The sequence below is a fragment of the Shewanella sp. S23-S33 genome (assembly GCF_043359565.1).
Lineage (GTDB): Bacteria > Pseudomonadota > Gammaproteobacteria > Enterobacterales > Shewanellaceae > Shewanella > Shewanella oncorhynchi.
Genome location: NZ_JBHFFD010000069.1, coordinates 257,488 through 275,695 on the forward strand (window position 1 = coordinate 257,488; position 18,208 = coordinate 275,695).

Annotated in this window: 14 protein-coding genes; 3 read left to right on the top strand and 11 right to left on the bottom strand. The window is 45.7% G+C overall.

All coding sequences use genetic code 11. The annotated features are described in order from the left end of the window. Window positions 1–12 precede the first annotated feature (12 nt). Complete coding sequence (locus ACHA99_RS20115) at window positions 13–642, bottom strand: flavin reductase family protein (RefSeq protein ID WP_393944597.1); 630 nt, start codon at window positions 640–642, stop codon at window positions 13–15. Window positions 643–897: 255 nt separating this feature from the next. On the opposite strand from ACHA99_RS20115, the gene ACHA99_RS20120 reads away from it, so the two are divergent. Beyond that, window positions 898–3,291 carry a fatty acid cis/trans isomerase gene (locus ACHA99_RS20120; RefSeq protein WP_393944599.1) on the top strand — a complete coding sequence of 798 codons (2,394 nt, stop codon included), beginning with the start codon at window positions 898–900 and terminating at the stop codon, window positions 3,289–3,291. 52 nt (window positions 3,292–3,343) lie between these two features. On the opposite strand, the gene ACHA99_RS20125 is transcribed toward ACHA99_RS20120, so the two are convergent. The 10 genes from ACHA99_RS20125 to sirA form a co-directional block, all read right to left on the bottom strand. Further along, window positions 3,344–5,458, bottom strand: a complete 2,115-nt coding sequence (locus ACHA99_RS20125) for a M13 family metallopeptidase (protein WP_393944601.1) — start codon at window positions 5,456–5,458, stop codon at window positions 3,344–3,346. A 235-nt stretch (window positions 5,459–5,693) separates the two neighbouring features. Continuing rightward, window positions 5,694–6,977: a winged helix-turn-helix domain-containing protein gene (locus ACHA99_RS20130; protein ID WP_173496241.1), complete on the bottom strand. Its 1,284-nt coding sequence runs from the start codon at window positions 6,975–6,977 to the stop codon at window positions 5,694–5,696. A gap of 221 nt (window positions 6,978–7,198) precedes the next feature. Then, window positions 7,199–8,071: an ABC transporter permease gene (locus ACHA99_RS20135; RefSeq protein ID WP_393944603.1), complete on the bottom strand. Its 873-nt coding sequence runs from the start codon at window positions 8,069–8,071 to the stop codon at window positions 7,199–7,201. Beyond that, window positions 8,068–9,108, bottom strand: coding sequence for an ABC transporter ATP-binding protein (locus ACHA99_RS20140; protein ID WP_393944605.1), 1,041 nt, complete (start codon window positions 9,106–9,108; stop codon window positions 8,068–8,070). The genes ACHA99_RS20135 and ACHA99_RS20140 overlap by 4 nt, the downstream gene beginning before the upstream one ends. Then, the gene (gene nosD / locus ACHA99_RS20145; protein ID WP_173248734.1) at window positions 9,105–10,394 is read right to left on the bottom strand and encodes a nitrous oxide reductase family maturation protein NosD; all 1,290 of its coding nucleotides are present in this window, start codon (window positions 10,392–10,394) and stop codon (window positions 9,105–9,107) included. The genes ACHA99_RS20140 and nosD overlap by 4 nt, the downstream gene beginning before the upstream one ends. A 10-nt stretch (window positions 10,395–10,404) precedes the next feature. Beyond that, window positions 10,405–10,896 (bottom strand): nitrous oxide reductase accessory protein NosL, encoded by a 492-nt coding sequence (locus tag ACHA99_RS20150; RefSeq protein ID WP_173247783.1) that lies wholly within the window; start codon window positions 10,894–10,896, stop codon window positions 10,405–10,407. Window positions 10,897–10,983: 87 nt separating this feature from the next. Further along, window positions 10,984–11,664: a nitrite reductase gene (locus ACHA99_RS20155; RefSeq protein WP_131524234.1), complete on the bottom strand. Its 681-nt coding sequence runs from the start codon at window positions 11,662–11,664 to the stop codon at window positions 10,984–10,986. Between the two features lie 34 nt (window positions 11,665–11,698). Continuing rightward, complete coding sequence (locus ACHA99_RS20160; protein ID WP_105250349.1) at window positions 11,699–12,481, bottom strand: FKBP-type peptidyl-prolyl cis-trans isomerase; 783 nt, start codon at window positions 12,479–12,481, stop codon at window positions 11,699–11,701. 85 nt (window positions 12,482–12,566) lie between these two features. Beyond that, the gene (locus ACHA99_RS20165; protein ID WP_028761786.1) at window positions 12,567–13,007 is read right to left on the bottom strand and encodes a rhodanese-like domain-containing protein; all 441 of its coding nucleotides are present in this window, start codon (window positions 13,005–13,007) and stop codon (window positions 12,567–12,569) included. 62 nt (window positions 13,008–13,069) lie between these two features. Further along, window positions 13,070–15,133, bottom strand: a complete 2,064-nt coding sequence (gene sirA / locus ACHA99_RS20170) for a dissimilatory sulfite reductase SirA (RefSeq protein WP_105250351.1) — start codon at window positions 15,131–15,133, stop codon at window positions 13,070–13,072. A gap of 549 nt (window positions 15,134–15,682) precedes the next feature. On the opposite strand from sirA, the gene ACHA99_RS20175 reads away from it, so the two are divergent. Together ACHA99_RS20175 and ACHA99_RS20180 are read left to right on the top strand one after the other, a co-directional pair. Further along, window positions 15,683–17,782: a heme lyase CcmF/NrfE family subunit gene (locus tag ACHA99_RS20175; protein WP_393944609.1), complete on the top strand. Its 2,100-nt coding sequence runs from the start codon at window positions 15,683–15,685 to the stop codon at window positions 17,780–17,782. Further along, complete coding sequence (locus ACHA99_RS20180) at window positions 17,782–18,201, top strand: cytochrome c-type biogenesis protein CcmH (RefSeq protein ID WP_393944611.1); 420 nt, start codon at window positions 17,782–17,784, stop codon at window positions 18,199–18,201. The genes ACHA99_RS20175 and ACHA99_RS20180 overlap by 1 nt, the downstream gene beginning before the upstream one ends. Window positions 18,202–18,208: the final 7 nt, after the last annotated feature.

Genomic DNA, 18,208 nt, shown 5'->3' on the forward strand with positions numbered 1-18,208 from the left:
ATGAGCAGCCCCCTACACTTGTGGTCGATGCAAATCGAAACGTAACGCTTCAGAGATCCCATAATAGGCCGATGGGCCGCCGGCACGTAATACGGGTTCGGCGAGTGCGGTTTGATAAATCCCCTCGGCATTGAGTAAATGCTTGGCAATATGCACGGCCACCACTTCACCTAACACCAACCAAGTATCGATCTTGTCGCCATTAGCGGCGGTTAACTGGATACATTGGGACAATTTGCATTCGAAGTTTACTGGGCTTTCAGCCACTAAATCGGCCTTAACAATGGTGCCAGCTTTAGCCGTGAGTCCGGCAAAGCTAAACTCATCTTGACCGCGTGGCAGCATGGCGGAGGTTTGATTCATCTGCTCGGCTAAACCGCGAGTGGTGAGGTTCCACACAAACTCCCCTGTTTCGACGATATTAGCAACACTGTCTTTCCAGCCTGTGCTGGCAAAGCCGATGATGGGCGGTTTGTAGTTGAAACAATTAAAAAAGCTGTAAGGTGCAAGATTGCGTTGCCCCTCGGCATTCCGTGATGAAATCCAGCCAATTGGTCGAGGCCCCACAATCGCATTTAAAGGATCGTGTGCAAGGCCATGGCCTTTGCTCGGTTCGTAAAAATAGCGGTTATCAGCAGTCATACTTCATCCTTTTGTTATTGCCACAACAATACTGGTGCAATTAATACAGCCATCACAGGTACGCTTTCATAGCCGCTATCTTACTCAAGTTTCGAGCAGCGACCAAAAGTCTGTAGGGCAACCTAAGTAAACTCCTTGAACAACATCTGGCTGCAAATTTCAAATCCAACACACTCTTCTGCTAAAGTGATACTTATCAGTGGGCTAAAAAGCCTAACTCTGCTAAATAGCATGTGGCAAATGAAGGAGCGGTGAATGGACGCGATAAAAGGGGGATGGAAGAGGTTGTTGTTGGTCGCAGTGCTGTTAGCGACAGGTTGTGCCAGCGTAGCGCAAATCGATTTCAATAGCCTGTTTGGCACTAGCTCACCGCAAAAACGCGTCGAAAATGCACAGCTGAACGACCAATTTATTCAACAAGCCGAGTTTGTGCACAAAGAAGTCGAGCCTATTCTCAATAGCCGCTGCGTGGTATGTCATGCCTGTTACGATGCCCCCTGCCAGTTAAAAATGACCTCGAGCGAAGGTATAGAACGCGGGGCGAGTAAGGAAAAGGTCTACCAAGGCACACGCTTAGTCGCTGCCACACCTAATCGCTTATTTGTCGATGCCTTTACCCCGGCAGCTTGGCGTCAACGCGGGTTTTACCCCATGTTAAACGAGCGCGATCAAACCCCAGAAGCCAATACCCAAGCCTCGGTATTAGCCAGAATGCTCACGCTTAAGCAAATGCATCCCCTGCCCGAAGACAAGATTTTAGATAAGCGTTTTGATTTCAGCCTAGACAGAGTTCAGCAGTGCGCCAGCCTAGAGGAAATGGACAAATACGAGCAAAGCCAGCCCCTTGCAGGTATGCCTTATGGCTTGCCAGCACTGAATGCGAATGAGCACCAAGTGTTGATGCACTGGCTTGAGCAAGGTGCACCACTGCCATTTGCACAGGCGCTTACACCTGAATTTATTGCAGAAATAACCCTCTGGGAGACGTTTTTAAACGGCGACAGTTTAAAAAGCCAATTAAGTGCACGTTACATTTATGAGCATTTGTTTGCCTTCCACTTATATTTTGAGTCTTTAAATCAACCGAACGCCCAGCCTTTATTCTTCGAGTTAGTGCGTTCTCGGACGCCGCCGGGGCAAGCGCTGGATATTATCGCCTCCCGTCGTCCCTTCGACGATCCTAAGGTGGAGCAAGTCTATTACCGCTTTCGGCCTTATCGGGCAACCATAGTCGATAAAACCCACATCCCCTACGCTTTGAATACCGGCTTACTCAATAACTGGCAACAATGGTTTATCGATGCGGATTACTCAGTCACTCAACTGCCGAGCTACCAGCCGAGCGTTGCGGCTAATCCCTTTGAAGCTTTTATTCAAATTCCTGCCAGTGCGCGCTATCGATTTATGCTGACCCGCGCCCAAGATACCATTATGGGCTTTATCAAAGGCCCAGTGTGCCGTGGTCAGGTGGCGCTCAATGTCATTAACGATAGATTCTGGGTGTACTTTGTGACTCCAGATTATATGGACGACACTGACTTTAGCGCCTTTTACCATTCCCAACTTGAAAACCTACGTATGCCAGCGGAGGAAGAAAGCACTGCACTCGCCGTAACTTGGGTGAAATATGCCGCCAAACAAGGCAAATATATGCGGGCGCGTAATCAATTCTTGAACGAGAAATTCAAAAACGGCCAGCACCTCACCATAGACGGACTCTGGGATGGCGACGACACCAATGATAATGCCAGCCTGACAGTGTTTCGCCACTTCGACAATGCCACTGTGGTTAAAGGTTTAGTCGGCGAGTCGCCCAAAACCGCTTGGATTATCGATTACGCCTTACTGGAGCGTATTCACTATTTACTGGTCGCAGGTTTCGATGTGTATGGTAACTACGGCCACCAGCTATTAACTCGCTTATACATGGATTTTTTACGCATGGAAGGGGAATCAAATTTCCTGACCCTGTTGCCGCAGGAGGAAAGGCGCAAGCAGTTGAGTGATTGGTATCAAGGGGCTGGTACTCAACTCACGGCCTTTATCGCAGGGGATATCAACACCTTTCATCAGCCCACGGGCGTACTCTACTTTAGCGACGATCTAAAGGGCGAGCTGTATCAAAAACTCGGACAGAAGGTTGCTAAGGTTCAACCCAATCGATATCACATAGAAAACAGCAGCTTGCAAGCACATAGCAAAGCACTTTTACACACATTAGATCGATTAAAAGGCACACAAGCGACCCTGTTACCGGAACTAACTATGATCATGGTGGAACCTGAAAAAGCGGGTAAAGCTGAGATATTTACCTTAGTTCGCAATAGCGCTCATCGGAATATTTCGAGCCTGTTTAATGAGGCGAGTAACCGCGAACCCGCTAAAGATGACGTCACTTTAGTGCATGGCTTATTGGGCAGTTATCCTGAGGCATTTTGGCGAGTGAAAGAACAGGACTTGCCTAACGTCGTGGCGACAGTAGAGAAAATGCAAACTGAAAAAGACTATGAGGCACTGTTAGATATGGTGGGTGTACGCCGTACTGATCCGAAGTTTTGGGCCTTTAGTGACGAACTCAATCAGATCTTTTTCGACAATCACCCGATAGAAAGTGGGTGGCTGGATTACAACCGACTGCAAAATCGTTAATAAAAAAGGGGAACGCTAGTGTTCCCCTTCCTTTCAAATCAACCCAGTAAACTTACCAGATCTTAACGCGATCTTCTGGAGCCAAATACAGCTTATCGCCAGGCTTAACATCGAATGCAGTATACCAAGCATCTAAGTTACGCACGGTCAGCGCGCGGTACATGCCGGGGGCATGTCCATCGGTTGCCACCCGAGCACGCAGGGCTTCGTCACGCATCTTAGTAGCCCAAGTTTGCGCAAAGCCGATAAAGAAGCGTTGATCACCCGTAAAGCCTCCAATCACTGGGGCATCTTTGCCTTTAAGCGAGGCGTGATAAGCATCATAAGCGGCGGCTAAACCTGCTACGTCGGCAATGTTTTCACCTAAGGTCAACTTGCCATTCACGTGTAAATCAGGGAAAGGCGCATAAGCATCAAACTGCTGCGCTAACGCATCGCCTTGCTTATCAAATTGAGCAAAGTCAGCGGGCGTCCACCAGTTACGCATAGCACCAGTCGAGTCAAAGGCCGCGCCATTGTTATCAAAACTATGGCTGATTTCATGGCCAATCACAGCGCCAATCGCGCCATAGTTGTAAGCGGCATCGGCCTTAGCATCGAAGAATGGCGGTTGCAAAATACCCGCTGGGAAGTTAAGCGCATTCTGCACCGGCAAGTTCACCGCATTCACCACTTGCGGCGTCATCCACCACTCGCCTTTATCCATTGGTTTGCCAATCTTGGCTAACTGGTGGCTGTACTCCACTTTTTCGCCATTGATGGCATTGGCGTAGGCATTGGTCGCAGTCACAGCATAGCTGTCGTAATTGCGCCATTTGTCGGGATAACCCACGCCCACCGCCATAGTGGCCACTTTTGCAAGGGCTTCTTTCTTGGTTGAAGGGTCCATCCAATCGAGTTTTTCCACTCGCTGACCGAAGGCGGTCACTATGTTATCCACCATAGTGCTGACTTCTGCTTTGGCCGAAGCGGGGAAATATTGCTCGGCATAGGCATGGCCTACGGCATCACCTAAATATTGGTCGAGTGCCGCTAAGGCACGTTTATCGCGGCTGCGCTGCTCTGGCGTGCCAGAAAGCTTAGTGCCATTAAAAGCAAACGAAGCGTTGTCGATAGCCGATGGCAACACATCGGCATGACTGTTGATATGGTGGAACACGAGCCAATCTTTCCATGCTTCTAAAGGCTCAGAGGCCACAAGCGCAGAAAGTCCCGTAATCGCCGTCGCATGGTAGGCCGCAAATTTAGGCTGATTACCCAGTTGCGCCGCCGCTAGAAAGGCAGTCCAATCGATGCCCGGTGCTTTGTCATCAAAGTCAGCACGGCTCCATACACCCGAAGACTGAGTAAAATCCTCGCTTGCTTCACGGCTGGCGTGGGCTGCGGCAATCTTGTTTTCAAGGGCGAAAATACGATCGGCACGGACAGCGGCGTCGCTCACACCCGCATCTTTGAGCAAGGTTTCAATGTAAGCGCGGTAAGCGGTGCGAATGTCGACCATTTTAGGATCGGCAGACAAGTAATATTCGCGCTCAGGTAAGCCTAAACCGCCCTGTAAAAAGTAAGGTAAGACTTCGCCCGGCGTGGCTAAACCTTGGGTGACGAAGATCCCAAATAGGTTTTCGGTATAAAAGTCAGTCGCGTTGAGAGGGTCGACATCGGCGCGCAGATTTCCGCCTAACGCCGCAGATAAATCCTGCTTGCTCGCAATGGCCTCATAGCGGGCAATATCCGCCTCGGCAGGCTTCATTCCTGCGGCATCAATAGCGGCGGTATCTGTGTAAGCCTTGTAGAAATCGGCGATACGCGCTTCGTCGCTCCCCACCGCATGTTGCGCTTTCACCAGATCGGCAATCAAACTGGTTTTATGCTTTTCGGTTGCTTCAAAGGCAACGAGGAAAGCGCCAGTGCTGGAGCGATCGGCTGGGATCATAGTCGTTTTCATCCACTCACCATTGGCGTAGGTATAAAAATCATCCCCTGGTTTTACCGTTGGCGTCATAGCCGCGACATTAATGCCAATCGGCATTTGAGCCGCAATGTCTTGACTTTTTGGTGCGTTTTCGCTGGTTTTTACGGTGTTTTCTGTGGTGTTATCACTGCAAGCAGTGAGCCCAGCCAGTACTGAAGTTGACAGTAACAGCACGGGAATAAGACGGTCCGACATGAATGACTCCTCTCTTTTTTATTATTGTATTTATAGTGTGATTGCTAAGTTTGGCAGTGTAACTGGCACTGAATGAAGAAGTAAAACAAAGCCAATTTTTATGATAGAAAGTTAATGCAAACAATTTGAGCCAGACGCTTAAACACGCAGCTTAGTATCATCACGACCGCGCTCAACTGCAGGCACAAAAAAGCCGACACTATGTCGGCTTAATCAAGTTTGGCTAATGACTACTCTATAATTTGATCTGAGTGTACTGAGTCCACGCAAGTACTTGTCCCATCTGAGGAATGATCCATACTGCCGTGTGCTCATTTTGATAAACACGATAATAAAATAAATCTTCATCACGGATATCATGCTTACGAATTTCACGGTAGAACTGCATAGCAGAATGGCTGACTTCATCCGGTTTTGTCAGTTCTTTTTGTAACACTTTAACGTGAAAAACATCGACTTTAAGGTCATCAATTGTGGTCTGGTACTGCTCAAACTCACCGCGGATAGTGTATTTAATCGGCGTCGTTAAACAATCTTGATCTGTAATACAGGAGGTTGAATAAAACTTACCCTTATTTTGCCCTTCATAGACCAGAGACATACTGAGATCGTTACGAACTAAGAGTTCGCCCGCGACGGGAAAATAAATATCCGCATGGTAATTATGCTCAAGTAACTCGCCCATTCCTTTATCATCCGCAGGGAGGACGATACGGTTATAGCGAATGCGCTGCTCCATTATTTGGCTCAGCGGAATAAACTCCGCCATATTTAATCCTGCGGGTTTTGCATCTATCGCCGTGATATTGATGATGCCGTGACCACTGCAGGCATCGGCGTCCAGCTCAGGGCAAATCGCCATCGAATAATTTTTGCCATCCGTTGAGGTAAATGCACTGAAGTAATTAAGGTTATTGATGTGATTTCCCTCTGGCGCTAAATGTTTTTGCCACCATGAAGGATGTAAACGATCCTCATCACCAATATAGAAGGTTCGCGCCGTCCCCAGCGTGCCACCAATATTGAGGCTGATATATTTATCGGCATGCCATTTAGCCACCTGTTTAACCACCGCATGATGGTCGCTCACATACCAAACGATTGCCAAGATAGCGCACAAGAGGGCAATACCAGCAACTTTAGTCCAAACCGACACCCCCACTAAGGCATCACGAATTGCATTCGCATCATTGATCGCCAGCATCTTTACATGGGATTGTTCAGAGATATGCAATTGATAACCGCGGCGTGCCACGGTTTTAAGCTGCACTTCGGTATAGGGTTCGAGCTTTTTACGTAAGGTACTGATACATTGCGTTAAAGAGGTAGGAGCAACCACCCTTTCAGGCCAGCCGACCTGCAGCAATTCTTCCTTAGTAAAAATGGCATTCGTGGATGATAACAGCAGCACTAATAAGGCCGTTTCGGAAAAAGTCAGGCTGATGGTTGTCCCATTCACATGATCGACTAATTCCTTAGCCTGTTCATCTAACATTAAATAAGATGTGATTTTATGCATGTTAAACGCCTGAAAGATCAGCCAATACTGATAAAGTTTGATTACACTAACAACATGCAATCATCATGTGACATTGTTTCTTTCCAAGAAAACGATGATATGCAATCACCAAGTCAAGATGGTTTATTTTACCTTTTAACAACATATAAGAGTGTGACTCTATACTCAGTTTAGTCATTGTTTAATAAGTACAAAGTTAGACTAATACAGAGGTCGCTAAACTAGATTTCTTGGTATTTAAAGATCCAAGAACAACACAAAAGTAATGCACCAATCCAGCCACCCAGCAAACCATACATTAAGGGTAAGCCCAGCCCAGTTTGAGCAAGCAGAGTGAGACTACTTTTAGCCACGAGTGTATCCGAGGGAGTCGCGAGTAAATTTAAAGCACGGAACAGATCAGTTGGGTTCAACAAAATCAGTAGATTGAATACAGTACGATTAAACATCTCACTCATTCCAACCACTGCACTGAGTAAAATCAGATCATAAACCAGCACAAGCACAAACCATAAAATGAGTAATATCCCCAGTGCCTTGGCTTTTTCTCGCACACACAAGCTAACCCAATAACCCAAGAGCACGAACACTAATGACAGCAAAATACTGCTCATAATCAAATGGGTAAACCCGATAGCTATGGATAACTGGGCCTGAGTATCGCCCAGAGATATCAGTATTAATCCTGTTAAACCAAAGCCCAAAATGCAGGCAATGGTCATCACGCAGGCATGGCCTAAAAACTTGCCGCACACGAGATGCCAACGTGCTAATGGATAGGTCAGCAGTAACAACAGAGTGCCGGATTCTTTTTCACCAACAAAGCTGTCATAACTCAATAAAATCGCACCTAAAGGGAGCATAAATACCGATAAAGTGACTAACCCAGAAAGGATCTGGGCAGGCTCAAATACCACTAAGTTGCCGGACACAGCGCTGCCCATAAAACTCACACACAGAGATAGCAGCAACAAGATTCCCGCCATCATCCATAACCAACGATTACGCAAATTATCCTTAAACTCTTTGGCGGCTATGGTGCTCACTATGCTCAGGGCACTTAAACGATGGTGCAAAACCTCGGAACGGTTCATAGGACTGATTCCAAATTAATCGCCTGATTTATATCTGTTATGTTAATAGTCTTTGTAGGCATTTTTGGCGACTGAAGGGGGCAAAGACTTTCCATGTAATGATGAAACACACTCTGCAAACTAGGAGGTTCAATAGAAAAATCCCCCGCGGGCACTTTTTGTAATAAGTGATTTAACACGGCTGACTTTTGCTCCTGTGGCACGGCTAGTGTGAGTCCCTGCCCCGCATTTGCCTTAACACATGCCGCTAAAATGGGATCTGCTAGCAATGCTTGCCTTTGAGTATTAGATAGAAAATGCAACAAGATATGATTTGGCAACTGAGTCGCCGCCCTCAGGGAGGTTAAGCTTCCCGAAGCTAACATTCGTCCTCTACCTAAGATCAAAGCGCGATCCATCTGATCTTGTACTAATCCCAACTCATGGGTACTGATAATAATGGCGCAACCCTGCGCCCTGAGCTGAGCGATTTTTTGATACAGAAAAGCCGATGCTAAGGGATCTAAGCCGACTGTCGGTTCATCGAGTAACAGTACCTTAGGCTCAGCCAATATCGCCTGCGCGAGTCCAAGACGTTGCCGCATCCCCTTAGAAAAAGTACTCAAACGCTTATCTTTAGCGGCCTCTAAACCAAATTCAGCAAGTAATACATGTACTTTAGGCAAGGAAACGCCCTTAAGCTTAGCGAAATATCGCAACAGCTCATTGGCGGTCATATTGTCATAAAAACTCACATTTTCAGGTAAATAGCCTAAGGACAAACTCTGTCTGGCATTCATAGTTCCGACACTATGACCTTGAACTTGGAGCAGACCACTTGTGGGGGTAAGTAATCCCAAAATAAGCTTGAGTAACGTAGATTTACCCGCACCATTATGCCCAAGGAGTGCGATCACTTGACCCGCTAATACCTCAAAACTCACATCATCCAGTGCCTTAAACTTGCCATAGCATTTACTGATATTTGTCGCTTTAACAACCACATCTGCACTCGCTATAGGCTTACTTACTGAGCAGGTCAAAGTTTGATGATTCATCGCGAACCTCCATCAATCAGTACGTGCGCGCCACTTTGCATTAGTGGAAAACTATCACTTATACCGCTCGTCACTTGGGGCTGAAATTGGCGTTCCACCCAACGTAGTAGTAAAACAACGGGGCTTTCCATCAACAGTTTGGCTTCAGGATAAAGCCAAAACAGTTTATCTAAACTGTCATTCGGCCTATGGACAATATCCCCTAATCCATCGCCATTCAGATCCCAACCTTGATATTCCGACCAGTAATTCCCCTGCCCCTGATAACTCCATTCAAGTTGAGTTTCTCCGACATATTTAACTTGGGTTTGATTGGCCATAATACGATTATGCCAAAGGCGATTTTCCTCTCCGCCCATGGCCATACTGATCCCGGTATCGCTGTGGCTAAACTCGTTATCTTGAATACGGTTATGTTGAGCGGCGTAAATAAAAATACCTTTCCCCTCATTGCCAAGCTCCACAGTGCCCTTAGGGTTATGGATTTGACTCGCAACATTGGCTTGCACATGGGATGCCTCAGTAATGTTGAGTAAAATGCCAAAGTCCCGCGCCTGAGTCACACGGTTGTGGTGCAGGTAAATATGGGTTGAATTCATTAGGGCATAACCGCCATCGACGGCAATCGCTTGGTTTTGCCACGCTTCGTCGGCTTGGGTATACATATAGTGAATGCCATATTGCAGCTTAGTGAATTGATTTTCATAAATGCGGCTGTGGGTCACGGACTCTAAATACACACCATCACGGACAAAAATCAGCTGATTTCGGTCAATTTGTGGCGAATTAACATGCTTAAGATAAATGCCATCACCCCGATCAAGCACATGAATGGCACCGTTGCCACTAATACTATTGTCCGTGATGGTGGGCGAGTTTAGCTGTTCGCCATAAATACCAAAACCATCACCCACCAAGCGGTTTCCCTTAATCAGCACATTATCCGCCCCTTTTTTGAGTAAAATGGCGGCATCACGGTAATACAGATCCCGTCCCCAGTGGCGGATATTGAGCCCCTCAATACTCACCTGAGGCGCCTCAATGACCAACGCACTGCCTTGGCGCAGTGCATCTAATGTCGCGCCCATTTCCCCCTTTAGCGAAATGGATTTCGTCACCTTAAAGGAGCCTTCATACACCCCAGTGGCTAGCACTAAGGTGTCACCTACTTGGGCTTTGTTAAGGGCAAGGGTGAGTGAATCTGTATCTGTTACCCGAATGAGTGCTGCCCAACTAGCAAAAGAGGCAAAACACAGCAGCCCAATCAGCAATAGACGCAGCTTCATCATCACAACCTTATTTATCACCCGCGAGCAGTTCTAGGGTGATGTCATCAAATCTCAGCACTCGGCCACCGTATTCCTTAGCAAAGGCTTCGGCGGCAGCTTTGGTACTAAAAGGGGCAACGGCAGGTCCCATCACAGCTTTCTTAGTCGTACCGTAAACATAGAAGGCATTTTGAGCATCAATAAAGGCGCCATCGTCAGGTTGTTCCCAATCGGTCGTGCCCGCGTCATGCACCATCATGTAATCAATTTGTCTTTTATTTTCAGGCTGTAATGCAAAGTTGAACATATCGCGAGCCGAACAAAACTTAGGTACCGATTTCTCAGCCTTGAGGTGCACTTGCCCTTTAGGTCCGGGATATTTAGTAATCACCATGCCGCATAAATGGCAACGGTCATGCTCGTGGATCATCTCGGCTTTATGAACATGGTCTGTGGCCTCGCTTTTATTACAGCCAAATAGCAAGGGCACTAACAGCAACAATGCATAGTATTTCTTCATCCTATTTATCCTTTTATTAAAATATCAACGCCTCGCCAGATTCCTTGCAGGGACAGATCTTTACGGCGAGGGTTGATAGAACGGGTTTCATCTTTCATTCATTTTGCTTTGTGCTTTTGCAATCGCATTATCGATTGCTTCACGGTTGATACTGTCCCCATTGTGTTTGAGCAGGAGCTGCCAATGGTCAATGGCCTTTTGGTTACGAGCATGCAAGTAAGCATCTGCCGCGAGTAACATATGGGTTTGAGGCTCAAAGGGAGAGAGTGCTAATGCTTTGGCAATCACCTCTTGGGTTTCAGGTGTCATTTGCCGAAGCTCACGGTAATAAAGCGCGTTAGCTTTTGCCCCTAACACTTCGGCATCTTCTCCCCCTATTTCGAGTAATTTATCTAAGGTCAGCACCGCATCTGAGTACAAACCTCCCGCATTGTAAGCCTGAGCTAATGACATAAGTGCCAAGGTGTTTTGCGGCTCACTCTGAGCCCAACGACTGGCTTTGGTGATCTCAGCCACCACTAAATAATCAATATTTTCATCAATCCGACCTTGATCCCAATCTCTAAAACGGCCTGTTTGACTGTAGATAGCAAGGGTCAGCAGCACTAGGACGATTCCCATCGCAAAGGGCACCTTGCTCGACATGTTTGGCAACTGTGCGATTCCCATGACTAGGTTTAGACGCATGTGCTGCCAGTAAATGTAAGCAATAAACAACAGTAAACTGATGCCAATGCCTAGTCCTAAGCTCACCATTCCAGTCTCCATTTCACTCTCCAAACAACTCGTTTTAGGAGCCTGATTAACCGTGTGCAGGCATCATCTTTTTATTTTTCATCTCTTTCATTTCGCTGGGTTTCTCAATATTTTTCAGTTCAATTTCAAAGATAAGTGCTGACTCTGGAGGGATAATACCTACGGCTTCAGTGCCATATGCAAGGCTTGCTGGTACCACAAAACGGTATTTAGACCCCACAGGCATCAACTTTAATCCCTCTTCCCAAGCGGGGATCACCGACATTAATGCAAAGCGAGTGGGCTCTTTACGTCCAACCGTATTTTCAAACTCAGTCCCATCGATAAGAGTGCCAACATATTCCACTGTGACCACATCTTCTGGATTGGGTTTATGACCTTTACCTTGGGTTAAGACTTCATATTGAAGACCAGAGGCGGTGACTTTAACGCCAGACTTTTTTTGATTTTCAGCAAGATATGCCGCACTTGCCTTTTTAGTTTCTGCCATTTGTTTTTCAGCAACGACAGTTCTTGCGGCATTGAGTTGTTCTGCTCTTTGGTTCAGGTAGGTCAGCACTTCTTCGTCGGTTAATTGCTGTTTATCTTTAAGCGCATCCACAAAACCTTGCACGACTAAGTCGACATTCACCTCTGAACCCAATTCAACTTGGTTGTAGACTTGACCAGAAATGTAATTACCAATAGAAGCGCCAATGCTGTAAGAGGTTTTATCTGCATCGGTTTTCAAACTTGTGCCAGCAAAACTGGCTACCGAAACAAATAATGCGGCGCAGGTCGCCACTGTGATGCTTTTGGGGATAAAAGAAGTTGGCATACGTGTTTTCATTTTATGTTCTCTACAATGTTAACCCTGTGGGTTTCGCCTTTTGGCCCTGCAAACCAAACCGATAAAACATCGGTCCTGTGTGTTACTAAGGTTTTTCTGTTACTCGACCTGACATACGCCAGCCATAAATACCATCGGCCATATGACGCACACCTGTGTAACCTAGCTTCATGGTTTCTCTCGCCGCCATATTGCTGCTAGTGCAAAGGCGGTTAGCGCAGTAAAACACCATGACTGCATCTTTATTCTTTGGAAGTAACTCTCTCCAATTCTGAACATTGAAAAAAACTGCTCCGGGGATAAAACCTTCTGCCCATATCTCCAGTGTATTTACGTCGAAAAAATAAACGCCTTGCTTGCCGACTAAGGTTTCCGCTTCCATCATCGAAATGGGATTTAATTGGATTTCGTTATAGGGCACTTCAGACATTTCTGAGCCACCACCGGCGATGACTGGCATCGCAGTCACGCCTAAGGCCAACACCATCAATATTCGGCTTACACTTTGACGAAGCATGTTATGCATAATTAGGCTCTCATATTCCCCGACACCCAAAGGTGTCGGGGATAACTAGGACTCAAGTTAAATTATATTTTCTTCGCACTCAGCGCATTACCATCAATAATGGCTTGGGCTTGGGTCACATAGGTCAAGGCGGCATCTAAGCGTTTTTGTGAGTAACGCGCACCATGAACACCCCATGAACCATCGGCTTTAATCAGTTTGAGGACATCTTGAGCTTTATCGGTCAACAACAGCACTTGCGTCTTATCTTCTACCGATAACTTCGCCATATTGGGCGACTTATCGATGCTAATAAGGGCTTTTTCTACTTTGGCATAGGTTTCTTTCACTGGTTTTTGCCACTTCTGAACTTTGCCGTAGATTTGCTGTTGATCTTTAAAGTGCAGACCCTCACCCAACTTAGATTGGAATTGGCTATGGCAACCTTTGTTATCCACTACATCGTGATCAGAAGCGGAAGTACGAGCACAGGTCCACATGAGATCGAGGTAGTTATGGCCATTTTCGTCCTTCGCCACAGTCCAGCCCTTAGTGGATGAGTCGCGAGACTTACCTTCAGGTGGGTTAAGCGTCTTACGCAATGGATCGACATCGATTTTCCACATGTGCGACTTACGAACGTTGTCGAAACCGGCCATATCAGGGAACTGGATCGCGGTGAAGTTTTCACAACTACCCATGTTTGGCATGTGACAGCTTTGACAAGTTTGTTTACTGTGGGTCTTGGTATTACTCGCAATTTCAGCCTGTGCCGTATGGCAATCGGTACATTCTTTGATGAGTTTTGGTTTAGTAATACCGGATTTCCAATCACCATCAGTCACTTCGTGTGGATCATGACAGGTAGAACAACGCATACCCTTATCGTAGTGAGATGAGGCAAACATTTGCGAACCTTCTGTACCACAAGATGGGCACGAAGATTTCATCTTCACGTTAAAGGCATATTCCAGTTTTTCTTTACCCTGTGGGGTTTGCGCAAGTTCTTCTACGAAGTTAAAACGCTGGTGACAACGCTCACAGTTAGAAGGCATACCACCACCGATACCGCCGTCTAAATGACCACCTGCGCCATGACACTCTTCACAGGTAATACCGAGTGACACTGTATGTTTTTGGAGCTCTTTAGGATTACCAAGGGCTGCAAAAAACTCATCTTTAGTTTTAAAATCAAACTTAAAGGTGTGGCACATTTCGCAATAGGAACTCGCAGGTTGGAATAAGAATTCCTTCTCGTATTTAGCACCATAGGAGCTCATACCCCACTGGTGTGAACCACTCGCGCCAAAATCTTCCATTTTAGTTGGAAATTCAGGAATAACTTTCTGAATTTTCTTCGCCATTTCAGGGGTTAACCATTCAGCCCAACCACGGGAGAATTGGTTACCACCGGCGACCATAGTGCCAGTACCATCTTTGAGTAAACCGTCTTTCACATGGAAAGTACCGCGTACTAAGTAGCTATCGATAAAGCCGTATTTGGTTCTTGGTGTTCCCACCGTCGCATAAATTGCATCAGGGGTAATGCCGTCTGGCAGGATAGAAGTATCCTTAGTGCCATACATGGTTTTATTTAAATCGTTATCGACTTCGGGATGACTCCCCGGAAAACGTAAGGTTTTTGAATGGCGTGAACGTTTCCACTTTTCATATTGTGGACCGTGGCACTCACCACATTTTTCAGGACCAACAAACTTATTTGGGAAATCCAAAATCGACTTGGCACCAAGGCGATATTGCAATGCCATAGGGCGATTGCCCTCTTGATGTTGGCTATATTTTTGGCTATCACCACCGTGTAAGTATTCTTCACCACGATCACTGACCTTATAGGTTCCTTTTAAACGACCTTGCTCGGCATATTTAAATACCGGATGATTTTCAAAAAGAAAATCAAACAACTCTTTTTCCTGAACAATATAATCCTGCAGTGTTCTTACACCACGGGACTCTAGTGTTAGATCGGGATTAGCCATAATTCCCTGAGCTTCCGCACTCTGTTGTTTATTACCATAGCCAGGCTTTACCTCGCCCGGTTTAGCATCGGATGCTATTCCGGCCACACTGACGATAGTACCTAAACAAAACAGCACGCTGAGTGCTATTTTGGATTTCCATCGTTTCATCATTCACTCCTAATTATCATTAGTTTTTTATTTTCTACTGAACCTAACTGCTCACTGAACGACATAAACAATTGACCAGTTACAGCATGGTGGAGGCAAAAAACCATTAAAAATCAGAGCTAGAGCACACTAAATTCCCGCTGATAAATCAAGATGAATAAAATCAATTAAAACAAATTAAATACAATAACTTACAAAATTAATGTCATTTATTTTTTAGAAGTTAAAAAGCACATTTCAGTTATAAAAAAAACTAAAAATTCGTTTGATTTTTCAAAAAATATCAAGCGTAAAAAGGAATTATTTAATAACGGATAAGATCACATTATTAAATGCAAAACTCGACTAATCTTAAAATCAACAGTGATTAAAGCTTGTGATTAAACTGACTTTTACTACGAAGAACTTATATGTACATTTAAAATCATAAGAAAATAACTCAAGTTTCTGAGCGAATTTAATAAAAATCAGCATGTGAACATCACACGGGTAAAATAGCCAACTGTAAACACTATATTACCGCGACCACATTATTCTAAGGCATAATAAATGACAACTATGCTTCCAGAAATTGGACATATATTACTGATCATTAGTAGCGTATTGGCATTATTTTCTGCAGCACTGACCTTAATCGGTGTTAAGCAGAATAATGCCTATCTGGTGGGATTAAGCCCGACACTCTTTAGAGCCATATTTACCTCAGTATTTGCTTCACTTCTTTGCTTAATTTATTGCTTTATGACTGATGATTTTTCTGTTGCTTATGTCGCAAACCACTCGAATAGCCAATTAGCCTTGGGTTATAAAGTGGCCGCCGTTTGGGGTAGCCACGAAGGGTCAATGCTGTTTTGGATATTTGCGATTGCACTTTGGGGCGCGATCATCAGTTATCGCATAAAAATGGCGGATTGCACTCAAGATAAGGCCAGCGATAAATACCAAGACGCCCTATATTTTGCGAGGCTGTTGGCCATTTTGGCATTAGTGATCCTTGGTTTTAACTTATTTTTACTCTTTACCTCTAATCCCTTTGCCCGCTTATTACCTAACATTCCGATTGAAGGGCGAGATCTTAACCCCATTTTGCAAGACATAGGACTCATACTGCATCCGCCCATGCTCTTTCTTGGTTATGTTGGCCTCACAGTTTGCTTTGCTGCAGCGTTAGCATCACTGCTCGGTGGTGGTTTTAATACTCGTCAAATTAACTATTTACGACCTTGGGTATTATTAGCGTGGGTGTTTCTAACGGGTGGCAATGCCTTTGGATCTTGGTGGGCCTATAACGAACTAGGTTGGGGTGGTTGGTGGTTTTGGGATCCAGTAGAAAATGCCTCCTTTATTCCTTGGCTTGTGGCAACAGCATTAGTGCATTCCCTCATTCTTACTCAACGTACACATGGCTTTAAACTCACGACTTTACTGCTGTGCTTATTGGCATTCTCACTCAGTTTACTCGGTAGCTTTTTGGTGCGCTCCGGCATAGTGCAATCGGTACATGCCTTTGCCGCCGATCCGACCCGTGGCATGTCAATCCTCTGCTTATTAGTGATTTTTGTTGGGGCTGCGTTACTCATTTTTGCACTCAAAGCCCACCATTTAAAACAGGATGTGGCTTTCGCGCCTTTCAGTAAGGAAACGCTGTTACTGCTCGGGATCGTTATCTTAGTCGTAGCAGCGTTTTCCGTATTACTCGGTACATTTTACCCTTTGATCTATGAGCTGCTCGATTTAGGTACACTTTCAGTGGGTGCCCCTTATTTCAACGCTATATTTGTCCCCCTCACTTTCTTGCTTGTCCTGTTAATGGGCATTGCGCCCTTAGTGCAATGGCAAATAGTGCAATGGCAAAATGCTTCAAAGACTCGTATTACTTCCCTGCTCATTTCTAGCCTAGTGATATTAGCCGTCGCAGGTTGGGTAAGCTTGCAAGCCGCCTCGGGCAGTAGTTTATTTTTACTCCTTGGCACTGCCGCAGCACTTTGGTTGCTGGTGTGTTTATTGCTCACGATATTGGCAGCCTCGGGATTAGGTAGACGAATATATGCCCGGCAATTAACCCAAAACCGCAGTGAGCACGACTTAAATCCTCCCGTTAAATCATCAAAACAAGGGTTTGTCGCCATGCTATTCGCCCACTTGGGGGTGGCTATCACTATTATTGGAGCAACATCCGTCTCCTTTTTTGAGCAGGAAGCCCTGCTACGAATGGGGCCTGGTCAAGGTAAGCCTTTGGCGAGTTATATCTTAGTGTATGAAAGCACTGAGAATGTCGAAACCAACAGCTTTACCGCCATTCAAGCCAATATCAGTATCCGCGATGGTGCGAATGATGAAGTGATCCTCGGTTACGTTAGGCCGCAACGGCAAACCTTTAAAAGCAATGGGATGGAAATGTCCCACGCGGGTATCGATCATGGATTCTGGCGGGATATTTATGTGTCTATGGGGCTGCAATTAAGTGACAGCGAATACCTTATCCGTATCAGCTATAAACCCCTTGCGAGTTGGATCTGGCTTGGTGCGCTATTAATGATGCTGGGTGGGGCGATTGCTGCTTGGCCTACTCGCAATTTTAGCTACCAAGCTGATTTAACAACCTTAGTTAACCTATCCCATCACAAACCACAGGAGACACTTGCCTAATGAATCCAATATTGCGCTTTTTAGTCTTACTGCTCCCTATCACCTTATGTGGGATAGGGATCCCATGCTTATCCGTCGCGCAAGCTCAGCCCATATCAAGCTTTTCCTACCAGCAACAGGTAATAGATATCAGTAAAGTGCTGCGTTGCCCTATGGCGACGAATCAGAGCCTATTTGAATCACAGGCGCCAATCGCCCACGAGCTCAAAGCACAAATATTCTCGATGCTGGAACAGGGGCAAAGCCAAGATGAGATTATCGATTTTATGGTGCAACGCTATGGTCAAAAAATCCGTTATCAACCTGAATTTAAGGCCTCCACCTTCGCACTTTGGTTTGGGCCACTGCTGTTATTAGTGCTTGGTGTTGGGTTGTGTCTCGCATTGGTAACCCGTAGAAAAACACAAACGACTATTTAAAAGTAAA

Excerpts from the sequence above, each read along its gene's own strand:
- ACHA99_RS20150 (WP_173247783.1), bottom strand. The coding sequence starts at position 10,896 with ATGAAGAAATACTATGCATTGTTGCTGTTAGTGCCCTTGCTATTTGGC.
- ACHA99_RS20115 (WP_393944597.1), bottom strand. The coding sequence starts at position 642 with ATGACTGCTGATAACCGCTATTTTTACGAACCGAGCAAAGGCCATGGC.
- ACHA99_RS20120 (WP_393944599.1), top strand. The coding sequence starts at position 898 with ATGGACGCGATAAAAGGGGGATGGAAGAGGTTGTTGTTGGTCGCAGTG.
- ACHA99_RS20165 (WP_028761786.1), bottom strand. The coding sequence starts at position 13,007 with ATGCATAACATGCTTCGTCAAAGTGTAAGCCGAATATTGATGGTGTTG.
- ACHA99_RS20155 (WP_131524234.1), bottom strand. The coding sequence starts at position 11,664 with ATGGAGACTGGAATGGTGAGCTTAGGACTAGGCATTGGCATCAGTTTA.
- ACHA99_RS20135 (WP_393944603.1), bottom strand. The coding sequence starts at position 8,071 with ATGAACCGTTCCGAGGTTTTGCACCATCGTTTAAGTGCCCTGAGCATA.
- ACHA99_RS20160 (WP_105250349.1), bottom strand. The coding sequence starts at position 12,481 with ATGAAAACACGTATGCCAACTTCTTTTATCCCCAAAAGCATCACAGTG.
- ACHA99_RS20130 (WP_173496241.1), bottom strand. The coding sequence starts at position 6,977 with ATGCATAAAATCACATCTTATTTAATGTTAGATGAACAGGCTAAGGAA.
- nosD (WP_173248734.1), bottom strand. The coding sequence starts at position 10,394 with ATGAAGCTGCGTCTATTGCTGATTGGGCTGCTGTGTTTTGCCTCTTTT.
- ACHA99_RS20180 (WP_393944611.1), top strand. The coding sequence starts at position 17,782 with ATGAATCCAATATTGCGCTTTTTAGTCTTACTGCTCCCTATCACCTTA.
- ACHA99_RS20125 (WP_393944601.1), bottom strand. The coding sequence starts at position 5,458 with ATGTCGGACCGTCTTATTCCCGTGCTGTTACTGTCAACTTCAGTACTG.
- sirA (WP_105250351.1), bottom strand. The coding sequence starts at position 15,133 with ATGAAACGATGGAAATCCAAAATAGCACTCAGCGTGCTGTTTTGTTTA.
- ACHA99_RS20140 (WP_393944605.1), bottom strand. The coding sequence starts at position 9,108 with ATGAATCATCAAACTTTGACCTGCTCAGTAAGTAAGCCTATAGCGAGT.
- ACHA99_RS20175 (WP_393944609.1), top strand. The coding sequence starts at position 15,683 with ATGACAACTATGCTTCCAGAAATTGGACATATATTACTGATCATTAGT.